Source organism: Streptomyces sp. AHU1 (assembly GCF_045343905.1).
Lineage (GTDB): Bacteria > Actinomycetota > Actinomycetes > Streptomycetales > Streptomycetaceae > Streptomyces > Streptomyces triticiradicis.
Genome location: NZ_CP174283.1, coordinates 5,548,702 through 5,563,845, shown reverse-complemented (window position 1 = coordinate 5,563,845; position 15,144 = coordinate 5,548,702). Strand labels below are relative to the sequence as shown.

The window sequence follows — 15,144 nt, the reverse complement described above, 5'->3', positions numbered from 1 at the left end:
GGTGGGTGAGACGGGGATATGAGCGGCCCAGAACCGTAAACACGCTCTCCCGCCGTCCGCAAACAACGAAAAGCGGCCGAATCACGGTGGAGAAGTGAGGACCCGGCCGCTTTCGGTTCGCCCCGATCAGGCCTGCTCCCCCACGGAACCGCTGGTGGAAGCCGTCTGCTGGAACAGCCATTCGGACTTCAATTCCGCGTATCCGGGCTTGATCACGTCATTGATCATGGCCAGTCGTTCATCGAAAGGAATGAACGCCGACTTCATAGCATTGACAGAAAACCATTGCATGTCGTCGAGCGAGTAACCGAACGCCTCGACCAGGTGCTCGAATTCCTGGCTCATGCTCGTACCCGACATCAATCTGTTGTCGGTGTTGACCGTGGCACGGAAGTGCAGGCGTCGCAGCAGCCCGATGGGGTGGGCCGCGTACGAGTCCGCGGCGCCGGTCTGGAGGTTGGAGCTGGGGCACAGCTCCAGCGGGATGCGCTTGTCGCGGACGTAGGACGCGAGCCGCCCGAGCTCCACCGAGCCGTCCTCGCGCACCTGGATGTCGTCGATGATGCGCACCCCGTGCCCGAGCCGGTCGGCGCCGCACCACTGGAGGGCCTGCCAGATGGACGGCAGGCCGAACGCCTCGCCGGCGTGGATCGTGAAGTGGTTGTTCTCCCGCTTCAGGTACTCGAAGGCGTCGAGGTGCCGGGTGGGCGGGAAGCCGGCCTCGGCACCCGCGATGTCGAAGCCGACGACGCCCGAGTCGCGGTAGCGGTTGGCCAGTTCGGCGATCTCCAGGGCGCGGGCCGCGTGCCGCATCGCGGTCAGCAGGGCGCCGACCCGGATGCGGTGGCCGTTCTCCCGGGCCAGCCGTTCCCCTTGCCGGAAGCCCTCGTTGACCGCCTCGACGACCTCTTCGAGGCTGAGTCCGCCCTCCAGGTGCTGCTCGGGCGCGTACCGCACCTCGGCGTAGACCACCCCGTCCTCGGCGAGGTCCTCGGCGCACTCGGCGGCGACCCGCACCAGGGCCTCGCGGGTCTGCATGACGGCGCAGGTGTGGGCGAAGGTCTCCAGATAGCGTTCCAGCGAGCCGGAGTCGGCGGCCTCGCGGAACCAGATCCCGAGCTTGCCGGGATCGGTCTCGGGGAGGTTCGAGTACCCGGTGTCGCGGGCGAGTTCGACGATCGTGCCGGGGCGCAGGCCCCCGTCGAGGTGATCGTGCAGCAGGACCTTGGGCGCCCGGCGGATCTGCTCCGAGCTCGGGGTGTTCAGGATCTGGCTCGTCATTTCCGCACTGTAGCCCCTACGCGCGTAGATCTCCTGTTGTACGCATCCGCCGATATGTAACGGTGACCGCGCGGACGGGTGGCGTACACCCTCGCTTCTGACACTGTTCTGTCATGGCACAGCATGCGACGCCGGTTCGCAGGGCCCGGCTGGGGAGGGCGCTCGGTCCTGAGCCGACGGCGGTCAGCGGAGTCGTTCTGCTGCTGCCGGGCGGCGAGGAGACCTCTGCCCGAAGACCCTCACCCATGATGGCGACCGCCTCCGTACGCGCGCTCGGGCGCCGGCTGAGCCGCGCGGGACGCGCGGAAGGCCTGGTCACCCACGTGGTGCACTACCGGGTCCGTGGCTGGAACGGCAGCGAGGCGCACCTCGCGGCCGACGCGTCCTGGGCCGCGGACGAGATCGTCCGCCGCTACGGCGACGTGCCCGTGTGTCTGGCCGGCGTCGACATGGGCGGCCGGGCGGCCCTGCGCGCGGGCGGGCACCCGGCCGTCAACTCCGTGCTGGCGCTGGCGCCCTGGCTGCCCGAGGACGATGTCGCCGCGCCACCCGAACCGGTGAAACAGCTGGCAGGGCGGCGCGTGCTGATCGTGCACGGCACCAACGACGCCCGTACCGACCCGGAGTTGTCCTTCCGGCTCGCGGCCCGCGCGAAGAAGGCCAACCGCGGCATCTGCCGCTTCGAGGTCCACTCGGACGGGCACGCGCTGCACCAGCACCGGCACGAAGTCCTCGCCCTCGCCGAGGACTTCGTGCTGGGCTCGCTGTTCGGCCGCGCCTACTCCCGCCCGGTCGAGGACGCCTTCGCCGCACCACCACCGCTCGGCCTGCGGATGCCGCTCGCGGCGGGCTTCGGTCAGTCGTTGCGCCGCTAGGCCCTGTCGTCAAATTCCCGTCGTCCGCCCGAAGGGCGGGCCCTGCGGCGTCAGGTGCGTGCTCTGGGGGTCCCCCCGGCCGAAGGTTGGGGGAGTGCCGGGCGCAGGCCCTCGTACTGGATGTACTTGGGTCTTCGCCCGGTGCGTCGAGTGGGGGTGCCCCCTGCTCGAAGAGCTCGGGGGAGCGTGCATGGCGTCGCAGGGCAGACGGGAATTTGACGACAGGGCCTAGGACGGCCCTGGGGCCTGTCCGACGACTCCCGCCCGCCCGGCGACGACCGGCGACGACGCGAATCGTCGGACAGGTCCTAGTCGGGCAGGAGACGCCCGCGGCGGGAGAGCAGGAACTTCTTGAAGGCGGCCACCGGAGGGGTGTCCGGGTGGCCGTCCAGCCAGGCGACGCCGATCTCGCGCACGGCGCGCGGGGCGGTGACCGTGAGTTCGACGACCCCCGGACGGGCGACGGCCGGCGGTGGCAGCAGGGCGACGCCGAGCCCGGCGGCGACCAGGCCCCGGAGCGTCTCCGCCTCCTCCCCCTCGAAGGCGATGCGCGGCCGGAACCCCGCCTCCTGGCACAGGTCGTCGGTGATGCGGCGCATCCCGTAGCCGGGTTCCAGGGTCACGAAGGTCTCGTCGGCCGCCTCGGCGAGGCGGATGCGCCTGCGCGCGGCGAGCCGGTGGTCGGCGGGCACGGCCAGGCGGAGCTTCTGCTCGTCGAGCCGGTGGCCCACCAGGTCGGGCGCGTCCGGCACGGGCGAGGTGAGGCAGAGGTCCAGCTCGCCCGACCGCAGCCGCTCCAGCATGGCCTCCGCGTAGTTCTGCACCAGGCTGAAGCGGACCCGCGGATGATCGGCGCGGAACGCGCGGATCAGTCCCGGCACGGTCTCCGAGCCCATCGTGTGCAGAAAGCCGAAGGCGACCTTGCCGGTGGCCGGGTCGGCGTCCTCGCGCACCTCCTCCGCGGCGCGCCCGACCTCGGCGAGGGCCCGTTCCACGGAGGAGAGGAAGGTGCGGCCCGCGGGTGTCAGCGACACCGTCCGGCCGTGGCGCGCGAACAGGTCGACGCCCAGATCCTGTTCGAGCCGGACCATGGCCCTGGACAGGGTCGACTGCGGGACCCCCATCTGCTCCGCGGCCCGGGTGACGTGCTCGGTGCGGGCGACGCCGGCGAAGTACGCCAGGCGCGGGGCGAGCAGTCTCGCGAAGTGCGCACTGTCTTCTGTGTCACTGAACGGTGACAGGCGAGCTTCTGAACTCCGCTGATGCTCCATGGGAACGATTATGGCGATTCCATGCATTGGACGGATGAAAAACGGGTCCTTAGGTTCGGAGCATGCCTTCCGCCAGTACCGGGGCGCCCGTCACCACGGGCGCCGCCGTCTCCGCTCCCCACGCCGTCTCCGCTCCCCTCGCCGGCTCCGTCCCCACCGCCGGCACCGACTCCCGCATGGCCCCCGGCGGCCCCGGCTACCGCCGGATGAACTTCGCGCTCTTCCTCGCGGGCGTCGCGACCTTCGCGCTCCTGTACTCCACCCAGGCCCTGCTCCCGCTGCTCTCCTCGGACTTCGGGGCGAGCGCGAGCGAGGCGAGCTGGACGGTGTCGGCCGCGACGGGCGGGCTCGCGCTGTTCGTCCTGCCGATGAGCGCGCTGTCGGAGCGTTTCGGGCGGCGTACGTTGATGACGGCGTCCCTGGCGGTGGCGGTCGTCGTCGGCCTCCTGGTCCCCTTCGCGCCGTCGATCGGGGCGCTGGTGGTGCTGCGGGCGGTCCAGGGCGCGGCGCTCGCGGGGCTTCCGGCGTCGGCGACGGCGTATCTGGCGGAGGAGGTCCGTCCCAAGGCGCTGATCACCGCGATCGGTCTGTTCGTCGCGGGCAACAGCATCGGCGGGATGAGCGGCCGGGTCGTCACCGGCTGGGTGGCGCAGGAGTGGGGCTGGCGGGTGGCCGTCGGCACGATCGGGCTGATCGCCGTGGTCTGCGCGGTGGCCTTCCGGCTGCTGCTCCCCGCGCCGCGGCACTTCACCCCGGGTTCGCTGCGGCCCCGGGTGCTGGCCCGCACGGTGCGCGGCCATCTGGCGAACCCGCTGCTGTGCCGGCTGTACGCGATCGGCGCGCTGTTCATGATGGTGTTCGGCGGGGTCTACACGGTCATCGGCTACCGCCTCGGCGAGGCTCCCTTCTCGCTCCCGCAGGGCGTCGTCGGCTCGGTCTTCCTGGTCTATCTCGTCGGTACGGTGTCGGCGTCGACGGCGGGCCGGCTGGCCGGCCGCCTGGGCCGCCGCGGGTCCCTCTACGTGGCGGGCGCCACCACGACCGCCGGTCTGCTCCTGTCCCTCGCCGGTTCCCTGGCGATGGTGCTGCTCGGCCTGGTCCTGATCACCGCGGGCTTCTTCGCGGGCCACGCGGTGGCGTCGTCGTCGGTGAGCCACACCGCGAAGGAGGGCCGGGCGCAGGCGTCGGCCCTCTACCAGTCCGCGTACTACATCGGTTCCAGCGCCGGCAGCACGCTGGGCGCGGTCGCCTTCCACGCGGGGGGCTGGGCGGGCACGGTGGCCATGGGGCTGTTCGCGGTGCTGGGGGTCGTCTCGATCACCCTGTTCGGCTCCCGCGCGGCCCGGGTCGCCGCGCGCCGCGTGCCCGCGCCCGCGCCCGCGCACTGAGGACCTGGGGACGGAGCCCGCCGGGCCCCTGCGGGACGGGGCCCGGCGGGCTCCGTCCCCAGGGGCCCGTCCTTCGTAACACCCCCTGCGACCTGCTGTTTCCCCTGCTCCCCCCACCATTGTCAGTGGGCTGCGGTAGCTTCCGAAGTGCCGGCGCGATGACGCGCGAACCGGAAACGGCCACAGGGGTGTTGGCGATGAGCGAGGGTACGGCGACGACGACGGACCTGGACGTCCGGCTGGAGAAGCACCGGGTCGAACTGACCGGGTACTGCTACCGCATGCTCGGCTCGTCCTTCGAGGCCGAGGACGCGGTGCAGGACACGATGGTCCGGGCCTGGCGGAGCTACGACAAGTTCGAGGGCCGTTCCTCGCTGCGGTCCTGGCTCTACCGGATCGCGACGAACGTGTGCCTGGACATGCTCAACGCGGGCAATCGAAGGGCTCGTCCCATGGATCTCACCTCCCCCTCACCCCTCGCCCGGGCCGCGCTCACCCCGCGCCCGGACAACACCTGGCTGGAGCCGGTGCCGGACGCCCGCGTGCTGCCGACGACCGACGATCCGGCGGAGGCGGCGGTCGCCAAGGAGTCCGTGCGCCTGGCCTTCATGGCGGCCCTGCAGAAGCTGCCGCCCAAGCAGCGCGCGGTCCTCATCCTGCGCGAGGTCCTCGCGTGGCGGGCGAGCGAGGTCGCCGAGCTGCTCGGAACGACGGTCGCCTCGGTCAACAGCGCGCTCCAGCGGGCCCGCGCCACCCTCGCGGAGAGCGACGGGGCGGGCGCGGACGCCGCCGTGTCCGACCCGCTCGACGAGGAGCAGCAGAAGCTCCTGGAGCGCTACGTGGAGGCCTTCGAGGGGTACGACATGACGGCGCTGACGGCGCTCCTGCACGAGGACGCGGTCATGACGATGCCGCCGTTCGACCTGTGGCTGGAGGGCCCTCAGGACATCACCGGCTTCATGACGACGCTGGGCGCGGCCTGCGCCAATTCGCGCCTGGTCCCGGTCGAGGTCAACGGCCTGCCGGGCTTCGCCCAGTACAAGCCGGACGAGGACGGCCGCGGATTCGGTGCCTGGTCGGTGCAGGCACTGGAGATCTCAAAGGGCCGCATCTCCGGGTTCCACTTCTTCCTGGACACGGCCCGCTGGTTCCCGCTCTTCGGGCTGCCGCTCCGCCTCGACGGGTCCGGGGAGGCCGTGGCTCCCGGATCCGTCGCAGGTCTCGAAGCGGAGGCCGACGAGGTCGAGTAGGGCGCGCAGGGCGGGGTCCGGGCCGCGCAGGCGTATCCGGCCTCCCGCCCGGCGGGCCGCCAGTTCCATGCGGGCCAGCGCGTCGACGGCGGTCAGGCCCGGCGGCCCGAGTCCGGCGACATCGCAGACCACGACCCCGGCGCCGGTCGTCCCGAGGAGCGTCCGGACGGCCTCGCAGAGCCGGGGCACCTCGCCCCGGGTGACGAGTCCTGGCAGCACGAGCACGGCCGGTTCGATGGAATCCACGGTCAGTAGACCGCTCGGCGGCACGTAACTCATCGCGGCCGACACGGAAGATCACGTCGACCCGCGCCCGCTCCTGCCCGTCGCAGGTCCCCTTGTCGGGGCGTCACCGGGGCCGGCACGCCGAACGGGACCGGTGGAGGTCCACCGGTCCCGTTCGGCCGAATGAGGGAACCGCAGGTCAGGCGATGCGGTCCAGGATGATCGGGGTGGGCTTGAAGTCCGTGCCGGGGGCGGCGATGTCGTACGAGCCCTCGACGGCCTGCAGCGCGTAGTCGAAGCGGTCCGGGGTGTCCGTGTGCAGGGTCATGAGGGGCTGGCCCGCCGTGACCGTGTCACCCGGCTTGGCGTGCAGCTCGACGCCCGCGCCGGCCTGCACCGGGTCCTCCTTGCGGGCGCGTCCGGCGCCCAGGCGCCAGGCGGCGATCCCGATGTCGTACGCGTCGAGGCGGGTCAGCACGCCGGAGGACGGGGCGCTGACGACGTGCGTCTCGCGCGCGGTGGGCAGCGCGGCGTCCGGGTCACCGCCCTGGGCGGCGATCATGCGGCGCCACACGTCCATCGCGGAGCCGTCGGCGAGGGCCTTCGCCGGGTCGGCGTCCTTGATCCCGGCCGCGTCGAGCATCTCGCGCGCCAGGGCGACGGTGAGCTCGACGACGTCGGCGGGGCCGCCGCCGGCGAGGACCTCGACCGACTCGCGGACCTCCAGGGCGTTGCCCGCGGTCAGGCCGAGCGGCGTCGACATGTCGGTGAGGAGCGCGACCGTCCTCACCCCGTGGTCGGTGCCGAGGCCCACCATGGTGGAGGCCAGCTCACGGGCGTCCTCGATGGTCTTCATGAAGGCGCCGGTGCCGACCTTGACGTCGAGGACCAGGGAGCCGGTGCCCTCGGCGATCTTCTTGGACATGATGGAGGAGGCGATCAGCGGGATCGCCTCGACCGTGCCGGTGACGTCGCGCAGCGCGTAGAGCTTCTTGTCGGCCGGGGCGAGTCCGTCGCCGGCCGCGCAGATGACCGCGCCGGTGGTGTCGAGGACGTGCAGCATCTCCTCGTTGGACAGCAGCGCGCGCCAGCCGGGGATCGACTCCAGCTTGTCCAGGGTGCCGCCGGTGTGGCCGAGGCCGCGTCCGGACAGCTGGGGCACCGCGGCACCGCAGGCGGCGACGAGCGGGGCCAGCGGGAGGGTGATCTTGTCGCCGACGCCGCCCGTGGAGTGCTTGTCGGCGGTCGGGCGGGACAGGGAGGAGAACTCCATGCGCTCGCCCGAGGCGATCATCGCGGCCGTCCAGCGGGCGATCTCACGGCGGTTCATGCCGTTGAGCAGGATCGCCATGTTGAGGGCGGCCATCTGGTAGTCGGCGACCTCGCCGCGGGTGTACGCGTCGATGACCCAGTCGATCTGCTGGTCACTGAGTTCGGCTCGGTCCCGCTTGGTACGGATGACGGAGACGGCGTCCATGACGTTCCTTCCGGAAGATGAGCGGCCCCTGACCGGCATCAGCCGGTCGAAGGGGCCGCGGGGCATTACTTGGTGAGATGGCCGGGCCCGAAGGCCTGCGGGAGCATCTCGGAGAGGGGCACGAGCCCGCGCGGTGTCTCCAGGATCAGTTCCTCCCCGCCGAACTCGAACAGGAGCTGCCGGCAGCGTCCGCACGGGACGAGGACCTCGCCCTGCCCGTCGACGCACGTGAAGTGCGTCAGCCGGCCGCCTCCGGTGGCCCGCAGTTCGGAGACCAGACCGCACTCGGCGCACAGGCCGAGGCCGTAGGAGGCGTTCTCGACGTTGCAGCCGGAGACGATCCGGCCGTCGTCGACGCGGGCGGCGGCGCCGACCGGGTAGTCCGAGTAGGGGGCGTACGCGCGGCTCATCGCCGTACGGGCCACCTCCCGCAGTTCCTCCCAGTCGACGTCCGCGGAGTCCGCGCCGGCGGCTGTCACTTGCCCTGTCCCTTCCGGTACGGCAGGCCGTCCGCCTTCGGCATGCGCAGGCGCTGGGCCGACAGCGAGAGGACGAGCAGGGTGATGACGTACGGCGTGGCGGAGACGATCTGGGTGGGCACCTCGTTGGTGTTGGCGTACCAGAGGAAGACGAGGACGCCGATGACCAGGGTGATGGCGGCCGAGACGTACTTCTTCTTGACCGCGAGCCAGATCGCGCCGATGGCGAGCAGGATGGCGCCGAGCAGGAGCAGGGCGTGGACGTTCTCGGAGCCGCCGCGCAGGTTGAGGCTGTCGGTGTAGCCGAACAGTCCGGCGCCGAGCGCGAGGCCGCCGGGCATCCAGTTGCCGAAGATCATCGCCGCGAGACCGATGTAGCCGCGGCCTGCGGTCTGGCCCTCCAGGTAGAAGGGGTTGGCGACCAGGGAGAGGAAGACACCGCCGAGTCCGGCGAGACCACCGGAGATGATCACGGCGATGTACTTGTACTTGTATACGTTCACGCCGAGCGACTCGGAGGCGATCGGGTTCTCGCCGCAGGACCGCAGGCGCAGACCGAACGAGGTGCGCCACAGGACCCACCAGGTGCCGGGGATCAGGGCGATGGCGATGAGGGTCAGCCAGGAGACGTCGGTGACCAGACCGCCGAGCAGGCCCGCGATGTCCGAGACGAAGAACCAGCCCTTGTTGTTCAGGGTGGTGAGCCAGTCGGAGAGCCCCGGCACGGTGAACTGTCCGAGCGATTCGACCGGCGGGGACTGCTTGGCCGAGCCGCCCTGGTGGCCCACGAAGGCGATCGGCGAGAGGTAGCGCGTGATGCCGAGCGCGAGGATGTTGATGGCCACACCGGAGACGATGTGGTTGACGTTGAAGGTGACCGTGATGATCGCGTGCAGCAGACCGCCGAGGGCGCCGCCGATGACGCCGATCACGACACCGGTCCACGGACCCCACTGGTAGCCGGCCCAGGCGCCGAACCAGGTGCCGAGGATCATCATGCCTTCGAGGCCGATGTTGACGACGCCGGAGCGTTCGGCCCACAGACCGCCGAGACCGGCGAGGCCGATCGGGACGGCCAGTTCGAGCGCGGTCGACATCTGGCTGACGTTGGTGATGCCGTCGGCGCCCGTGATGATGCGGACGATCGAGGTGAGCGCCAGGGCGCCCGCGATCACCAGCAGGAGGACGGGAAGCGACATACGGCGCCCGCCGGGAGCCGCGGGCTGCGCCGTCGGCTGGTTGACGTCGGTTGCGGTGGTCATCGGCCCGCCACCTCCTTGTCGGTGTTGTCGTTGCCGCCGAGGACGTTGCCCGCGGCGAGTTCGGCGCCCACGCGGCGCTGCTGGCGGCGCAGGCCCCACTCGCGCACGGATTCGTAGGAGACCACGACCGCGATCACGATCAGGCCCTGCATGATGACCGCGATCTCCTTGTCGTACCCGTGGAAGTCGAGCTCGGGCGAGGCCTTGTCGAGCCAGGCCCACAGCAGGGAGGCGAAGGCGATGCCGACGGGGCTGTTGCGGCCGAGCAGCGCGATGCCGATACCGAGGAAGCCGATGCCGGTGGGGAAGTTCAGGCTGTAGGTGTGGGTGTCGCCGAGCAGGATCGGCAGACCCGCGAGACCGGCGATGCCGCCGGAGAGGAGCATCGCGGTGAGCACCATGCGCTTGGGGTCGACACCGCTGGCCGCGGCGGCGGACTCGGAGGCGCCGGAGGCGCGCAGGTCGAAGCCGAAGCGGGTGCGGTTGAGGACGATCCAGTAGCCGATGCCGAGGAGCACGGCGAGGATGACCAGGCCGTAGATCTCGCCGGCGTCACCCATGTCGAAGCCGGGGATCCAGCCGGACTTGTGCATCTCGCCGGTGGTGTTGTTGTTGCCGAGCTTGACGCCGAAGACGTCGGGCAGCCACAGGTAGGCGATGACGGAGGTCGCGATCGCGTTCAGCATGATCGTCGCGACGACCTCGCTGACCCCTCGGGTGACCTTGAGGACACCGGCGATGCCGGCCCAGAACGCGCCGGTGCAGATCGCGGTGATCATCAGCAGCGGGACCTGGAGCACGGCCGGCAGCGCGACGTGCGCGCCGACGACCGCGGCCATCATGGCGGCGAGCTGGTACTGGCCGTCGACACCGATGTTGAACAGGTTCATCCGGAAGCCGATGGCCACCGCCAGCGCCGCGATGTAGTACAGCGAGGCCTGGTTGACGATCAGGACCTGGATGTCGGAGTACGTCGCCTGCTGGAACATGATCGTGTACGGCTCGATCGGGCTCTTGCCCGAGGCGAGCAGCACGATCGAGGTCAGCGCCACGGCGACGACGAGCGCGATGACCGGTCCGGCCACCGCGAGGAGCACGCGCTCCTTGTCGAACTTCTTCATCAGCGGGCCTCGTCTTCCGGGGCGTCCGGCGCCGGGTTCTCGGCGGGCTCTTCGAGCTCGGCCGCTTCGGCGAGCTCCTCGTTCTCCAGGTGTCCGGAGGCGGCACCGGTCATGGCCGAGCCGAGTTCCTCCGGGGTGATGGTGGCCGGGTCCGCGTCCGCGACCAGCTTGCCGTTGAAGATCACCCGAAGCGTGTCGGACAGGCCGATGAGCTCGTCCAGGTCCGCGGAGATCAGCAGAACGGCGAGTCCCTCGCGGCGTGCCGCGCGGATCTGGTCCCAGATCTGCGCCTGCGCGCCGACGTCCACACCACGGGTGGGGTGGGCGGCGATCAGGAACTTCGGCTTGTGGCTCATCTCGCGGCCGACGATCAGCTTCTGCTGGTTGCCGCCGGACAGGGAGGCCGCGGTGACGTCGATGCCGGGGGTGCGCACGTCGTACTGCTCGACGATGCGGCGGGTGTCCTGCTGGGCACCCTTGATGTCGATCCAGAAGCCCTTGGCGTTGGGCTTCTCGGTGACGTGGCCGAGGATGCGGTTCTCCCAGAGGGGGGCCTCCAGGAGGAGGCCGTGGCGGTGACGGTCCTCGGGGATGTAGCCGATGCCGTTCTCACGGCGCTTGCGCGTGGACATCCCGGTGATGTCCTCGCCCATGAAGCGGACGACACCGGAGTCGGCGGCCTTCAGGCCGATCAGCGCGTCGATGAGCTCGGTCTGGCCGTTGCCCTCGACACCCGCGATGCCCATCACCTCACCGGCGTGGATGGTGAAGGAGACGTGGTCGAGCACGAGCCGTACGGCGCCGCGCTCCACCTCGTCCATGAGCAGGGCCGCGGAGCCCTTGCCCATCGACACCGAGCCCTTGGCGAAGACGACCAGGTCCTCGACCTCGACCACGGCCTGGTCGGTGACCGTCGACTCGGAGGTCTCCGGCGTGGGCAGCTCGCTGCCGACCATCAGCTCGGCGAGCTGGCGCGGGGTCGTCTCGGAGGGAACGGCGGTGCCGACCGTCGTACCGCGGCGGATGACCGTGATGTCGTCGGCGACGGAGAGGACCTCGCCGAGCTTGTGCGAGATGAAGATGACCGACAGGCCCTCGGCCTTGAGCTCGCGCAGGTTGTCGAAGAGCGCGTCGACCTCCTGGGGCACGAGGACGGCGGTGGGCTCGTCGAGGATCAGGATGCGGGCACCGCGGAAGAGGACCTTGAGGATCTCCACGCGCTGCCGTTCGGCGACGCCGAGCTCCTCGACCAGGACGTCGGGGCGGACCCCGAGGCCGTAGCGGTCGGAGATCTCCACGATCTTGCGGCGGGCCTTGGCGCCGATCCCGTACAGCTTCTCGCTGCCGAGGGTGACGTTCTCCAGGACGGTGAGGTTGTCGGCCAGCATGAAGTGCTGGTGGACCATGCCGATGCCGCGGGCGATGGCGTCACCGGGCGAGGAGAAGCTGACCTGTTCGCCGTCGACGGCGATGGTGCCCTCGTCCGGCTTCTGCATGCCGTAGAGAATCTTCATCAGCGTCGACTTGCCGGCGCCGTTCTCGCCGACGAGGGCGTGCACGGTGCCCTTGCGGACGCTGAGGTGGATGTCGTGGTTGGCCACGACGCCGGGGAATCGCTTCGTGATCCCGGCGAGTTCGACGGCGATCGTCTGACCGTCGATCGCGCCGGCCGGAGGGCTGCTGGACGCGTTGATGGCGCACTCTCCTGAGGGAAAGGGGGTCGTCTACGCGCGTAGCGCCCCTACGGCAACGAAAGAGGTCACGTGTCGCGAGAACGGGATACGGGGAGCCAGGCTCCTCGTATCCCGTCGAGCGGACGTGACCCCGCGGTTACCAAGCGACCCCGGGGCAGAACGGGCTCCGCTCCGTGCCGGCCGGCACTGGAACTCGCCCGAACTTCCCCGGGACCGCATTGGCTGCTCCTGAGGTAACTCTCGTCAGCTGGTCTTGACCTTGATCGCACCGCTGATGATCTTCTCCTGGGCGGCCTTGACGGCGTCCTGGATCGCGGTGTTGTTCTTGAAGGCCGGGTTGGAGTCGGCCAGGCCGACCTCACCGGACTTCAGATCGCCCCGAACGATACCGCTCTCGGGCTTACCATCCTCGACCGACTTCGCCAGGGTGTAGACCGCCTTGGCGACATCCTTGGTCGCGGAGGTCAGGATCGAGTCCTTGTACTTGGCCAGCGCCTCCTGGAGGTACTGGTCCGAGTCGACGCCGATCGCCAGGACCTTCTTGGTGGAGGCGGCCTCGATGACACCCTGACCGGACAGACCGGCCGCGGCGTAGACGACGTCGGCCTTCTTCTCGATCTGGCCCTCGGCGGCGGCCTTGCCCTTGTCGGGGCTGGAGAAGCCACCCTCCTGGGCCGTCTGGGTCAGGTACTGCGAGAGGACCTTGACGCCGGGCTTGGTGTCCTTGACGCCCTGCTCGAAGCCCGCCGCGAACTTGTGGATCAGCGGAACGTCCACACCGCCGATGAAGCCGACCGTGTCGGTCTTGGTGGCCTTGGCGGCCGCGACACCGGCGAGGTAGGAGGCCTCCTGCTCGGAGAAGACCAGGTCCGCGACGTTCTTCGCCTCGACGGAGGAGTCGTCGACGATGCCGAACGTGGTCTTCGGGAACTTCGCGGCGGCGGCCTTGACGGCCGGGCCGTAGGCGAAGCCGACGCCGATGACCGGGTTGAAGCCCTGCTTGGCCAGCGAGACCAGGCGCTGCTCCTTGTCCGCGTCCGTCTCGCCGTCGGTGGGCTCGACGTCGGCGGTGTCGTACTTGAACTCGTCCTTCGCCTTCTTCAGGCCCTCGTACGCGGCGTCGTTGAAGGACTGGTCGCCCTTGCCGCCGACGTCGTACGCGATGGCGAGGCCCTTGTGGCCGCCCTTGTCGTCCGAGGAGGACGAGGAGGAGGTCGAGGTGCCGCCACAGGCGGACAGAGCGAGGGCGAGGGAGGCGGTCGCAGTGCCTGCGAGCGCGATGCGGGTAACCCGGCGCATTACATGTGCTCCTGTCGTACAGCGCCCGACGGTTCAGCTTCGGCGCTGGCTTCGCCGCAGATTAACGCGCGTAGACCAACTAGAAAACCCCTTCTGTCCACCTTGTTATCCGGCTGTGCTCGACGCCACTCGCCGACGGGTCCGGGAGGCGCCGGCCGCGAAGAAAACGTGGCTCGGGGTGATCGTCGGACGGCCGGTGGAACAGCGGAACGGGCGGGCACCTGGGTGCCCGCCCGTTCCGCTGTTCCACCGGCCGTGTCCGCCCCTCGGGCGTGGCGACGGCGGGCCGGGCCCGCCGTTCGCTCACGTCACCGGGAGCACGTCACTAGGAGGTCTTGACCTTGATGTCGCCCGCGATGATGGCGGCCTTGGCCTTGGCCACGGCGTCGTTCAGACCGGCGATCTCCCCCATCTTCGGGTTGCTCTCGGAGAGGCCGACACCGTTCACCTTGAGGTCGAAGGTCTGCGTGCCGGTCAGCGGCTGGCCGTCGTGGACCGACTTGGACAGCGTGTAGACCGCGCCGCCGACGTCCTTGAGCGCGGAGGTCAGGATCTTGTCCTTGTACGCCGCCAGCGCTTCCTGCTTGTACTGGTCGGAGTCGACGCCGATGGCCCACACGCCCGCCTTCGAGGCGGCCTCGATGACGCCCTGGCCGGAGAGGCCGGCGGCGGCGTACAGGACGTCGGCGCCCTTCTCGATCTGGCCCTCGGCGGCGGCCTTGCCCTTGTCGGGGCTGGAGAAGCCACCCTCGGCGGCGGTCTGGGTCAGGTACTGCGAGAGGACCTTCACGCCGGGCTTGGTGTCCTTGACGCCCTGCGTGTAACCGGCCTCGAACTTGTGGATCAGCGGAACGTCCACGCCTCCGATGAAGCCGACCGTGTTGCTCTTGGTGGCCTTGGCGGCCGCGACACCGGCGAGGTAGGAGGACTCCTGCTCGGCGAAGACCAGGGAAGCCACGTTCTTGCCCTCGACGACCGAGTCGACGATGCCGAAGGTGGTCTTCGGGAACTTCTTGGAGGCTTCCTCCAGCGCGGGACCGTAGGCGAAGCCGATGCCGATGACGGGGTTGTAGCCCTGCTTGGCCAGCGACTCCAGTCGCTGCTCCTTGTCGGCGTCCGTCTCGTTGTCGGTGGGCTCGATGTCGGCCGTCTGGTAGCCGAACTCCTTCTTCGCCTTCTGCAGGCCCTCGTACGCCGCGTCGTTGAAGGACTGGTCGCCCTTGCCGCCGACGTCGTACGCGATGGCGAGACCCTTGCCGCCGCCGCTCTCGCTGCTGTTGCTGCTGCTGTTGCTGTCGCTGCTGGTGCCGCCGCAGGCCGTGGCGGCGAGTGCGAGCGACGCGACCCCCACCGCGATGCGGGTCAGGCTGGCTATCCGACGCATCTGAAGTTCCCCATTCTCCAAAGCCCCGCAGTGGGTGCTGAGTTCGGCGCACATTAACGCGCGTAGACCGTCCAGGGAACGGGATTCCGCCTGGCCGTTATCCATTCGTGCCGATGGCCTGTTACGTCCTTGTGAACC

General features: G+C 70.1%; 12 protein-coding genes and 1 pseudogene. 3 read left to right on the top strand and 10 right to left on the bottom strand.

Annotated elements, in window-relative coordinates:
• Window positions 1–126: 126 nt before the first annotated feature.
• Entirely contained in the window at window positions 127–1,281 is a 1,155-nt protein-coding gene (locus tag ACICHK_RS24880) for an adenosine deaminase (RefSeq protein ID WP_406838620.1), read from the bottom strand.
• A 113-nt stretch (window positions 1,282–1,394) separates the two neighbouring features.
• Here ACICHK_RS24880 and ACICHK_RS24875 point away from each other — a divergent pair, with 113 nt between their 5' ends.
• Window positions 1,395–2,156: an alpha/beta hydrolase gene (locus tag ACICHK_RS24875; RefSeq protein ID WP_406838619.1), complete on the top strand. Its 762-nt coding sequence runs from the start codon at window positions 1,395–1,397 to the stop codon at window positions 2,154–2,156.
• 308 nt (window positions 2,157–2,464) lie between these two features.
• Here ACICHK_RS24875 and ACICHK_RS24870 read toward each other — a convergent pair whose 3' ends face one another.
• Window positions 2,465–3,427, bottom strand: coding sequence for a LysR family transcriptional regulator (locus ACICHK_RS24870; RefSeq protein ID WP_406838618.1), 963 nt, complete (start codon window positions 3,425–3,427; stop codon window positions 2,465–2,467).
• A gap of 62 nt (window positions 3,428–3,489) precedes the next feature.
• On the opposite strand from ACICHK_RS24870, the gene ACICHK_RS24865 reads away from it, so the two are divergent.
• Together ACICHK_RS24865 and ACICHK_RS24860 are read left to right on the top strand one after the other, a co-directional pair.
• Window positions 3,490–4,815 carry an MFS transporter gene (locus ACICHK_RS24865; protein WP_406838617.1) on the top strand — a complete coding sequence of 442 codons (1,326 nt, stop codon included), beginning with the start codon at window positions 3,490–3,492 and terminating at the stop codon, window positions 4,813–4,815.
• A gap of 197 nt (window positions 4,816–5,012) precedes the next feature.
• Window positions 5,013–6,065, top strand: a complete 1,053-nt coding sequence (locus tag ACICHK_RS24860; protein WP_406838616.1) for a sigma-70 family RNA polymerase sigma factor — start codon at window positions 5,013–5,015, stop codon at window positions 6,063–6,065.
• Window positions 6,066–6,104: 39 nt separating this feature from the next.
• On the opposite strand, the pseudogene ACICHK_RS24855 reads toward ACICHK_RS24860, so the two are convergent.
• The 8 genes and pseudogenes from ACICHK_RS24855 to ACICHK_RS24820 all read right to left on the bottom strand — a co-directional run.
• A pseudogene (locus ACICHK_RS24855) lies at window positions 6,105–6,344 on the bottom strand (hypothetical protein); the annotation flags it as partial.
• A 145-nt stretch (window positions 6,345–6,489) separates the two neighbouring features.
• Window positions 6,490–7,767 (bottom strand): thymidine phosphorylase, encoded by a 1,278-nt coding sequence (locus tag ACICHK_RS24850; protein WP_406838615.1) that lies wholly within the window; start codon window positions 7,765–7,767, stop codon window positions 6,490–6,492.
• Between the two features lie 65 nt (window positions 7,768–7,832).
• On the bottom strand, window positions 7,833–8,246 hold the full coding sequence (locus ACICHK_RS24845; RefSeq protein WP_151469093.1) for a cytidine deaminase: 414 nt from the start codon (window positions 8,244–8,246) through the stop codon (window positions 7,833–7,835).
• Window positions 8,243–9,508, bottom strand: coding sequence for an ABC transporter permease (locus tag ACICHK_RS24840; protein ID WP_151469094.1), 1,266 nt, complete (start codon window positions 9,506–9,508; stop codon window positions 8,243–8,245). The genes ACICHK_RS24845 and ACICHK_RS24840 overlap by 4 nt, the downstream gene beginning before the upstream one ends.
• The gene (locus tag ACICHK_RS24835; RefSeq protein ID WP_406838614.1) at window positions 9,505–10,629 is read right to left on the bottom strand and encodes an ABC transporter permease; all 1,125 of its coding nucleotides are present in this window, start codon (window positions 10,627–10,629) and stop codon (window positions 9,505–9,507) included. The genes ACICHK_RS24840 and ACICHK_RS24835 overlap by 4 nt, the downstream gene beginning before the upstream one ends.
• Entirely contained in the window at window positions 10,629–12,290 is a 1,662-nt protein-coding gene (locus ACICHK_RS24830; RefSeq protein ID WP_406841313.1) for an ABC transporter ATP-binding protein, read from the bottom strand. Before ACICHK_RS24830 ends, ACICHK_RS24835 begins: the two co-directional genes overlap by 1 nt.
• A 276-nt stretch (window positions 12,291–12,566) precedes the next feature.
• Window positions 12,567–13,622 carry a BMP family protein gene (locus ACICHK_RS24825; protein ID WP_151469097.1) on the bottom strand — a complete coding sequence of 352 codons (1,056 nt, stop codon included), beginning with the start codon at window positions 13,620–13,622 and terminating at the stop codon, window positions 12,567–12,569.
• Between the two features lie 325 nt (window positions 13,623–13,947).
• Window positions 13,948–15,006 carry a BMP family protein gene (locus ACICHK_RS24820; RefSeq protein WP_406838613.1) on the bottom strand — a complete coding sequence of 353 codons (1,059 nt, stop codon included), beginning with the start codon at window positions 15,004–15,006 and terminating at the stop codon, window positions 13,948–13,950.
• Between the last annotated feature and the right edge of the window lie 138 nt (window positions 15,007–15,144).

What these genes read in the sequence shown, in the direction of transcription:
- ACICHK_RS24880 (WP_406838620.1), bottom strand. Translation starts at nt 1,281, where the DNA reads ATGACGAGCCAGATCCTGAACACCCCGAGCTCGGAGCAGATCCGCCGG.
- ACICHK_RS24875 (WP_406838619.1), top strand. Translation starts at nt 1,395, where the DNA reads ATGGCACAGCATGCGACGCCGGTTCGCAGGGCCCGGCTGGGGAGGGCG.
- ACICHK_RS24870 (WP_406838618.1), bottom strand. Translation starts at nt 3,427, where the DNA reads ATGGAGCATCAGCGGAGTTCAGAAGCTCGCCTGTCACCGTTCAGTGAC.
- ACICHK_RS24865 (WP_406838617.1), top strand. Translation starts at nt 3,490, where the DNA reads ATGCCTTCCGCCAGTACCGGGGCGCCCGTCACCACGGGCGCCGCCGTC.
- ACICHK_RS24860 (WP_406838616.1), top strand. Translation starts at nt 5,013, where the DNA reads ATGAGCGAGGGTACGGCGACGACGACGGACCTGGACGTCCGGCTGGAG.
- ACICHK_RS24850 (WP_406838615.1), bottom strand. Translation starts at nt 7,767, where the DNA reads ATGGACGCCGTCTCCGTCATCCGTACCAAGCGGGACCGAGCCGAACTC.
- ACICHK_RS24840 (WP_151469094.1), bottom strand. Translation starts at nt 9,508, where the DNA reads ATGACCACCGCAACCGACGTCAACCAGCCGACGGCGCAGCCCGCGGCT.
- ACICHK_RS24835 (WP_406838614.1), bottom strand. Translation starts at nt 10,629, where the DNA reads ATGAAGAAGTTCGACAAGGAGCGCGTGCTCCTCGCGGTGGCCGGACCG.
- ACICHK_RS24825 (WP_151469097.1), bottom strand. Translation starts at nt 13,622, where the DNA reads ATGCGCCGGGTTACCCGCATCGCGCTCGCAGGCACTGCGACCGCCTCC.
- ACICHK_RS24820 (WP_406838613.1), bottom strand. Translation starts at nt 15,006, where the DNA reads ATGCGTCGGATAGCCAGCCTGACCCGCATCGCGGTGGGGGTCGCGTCG.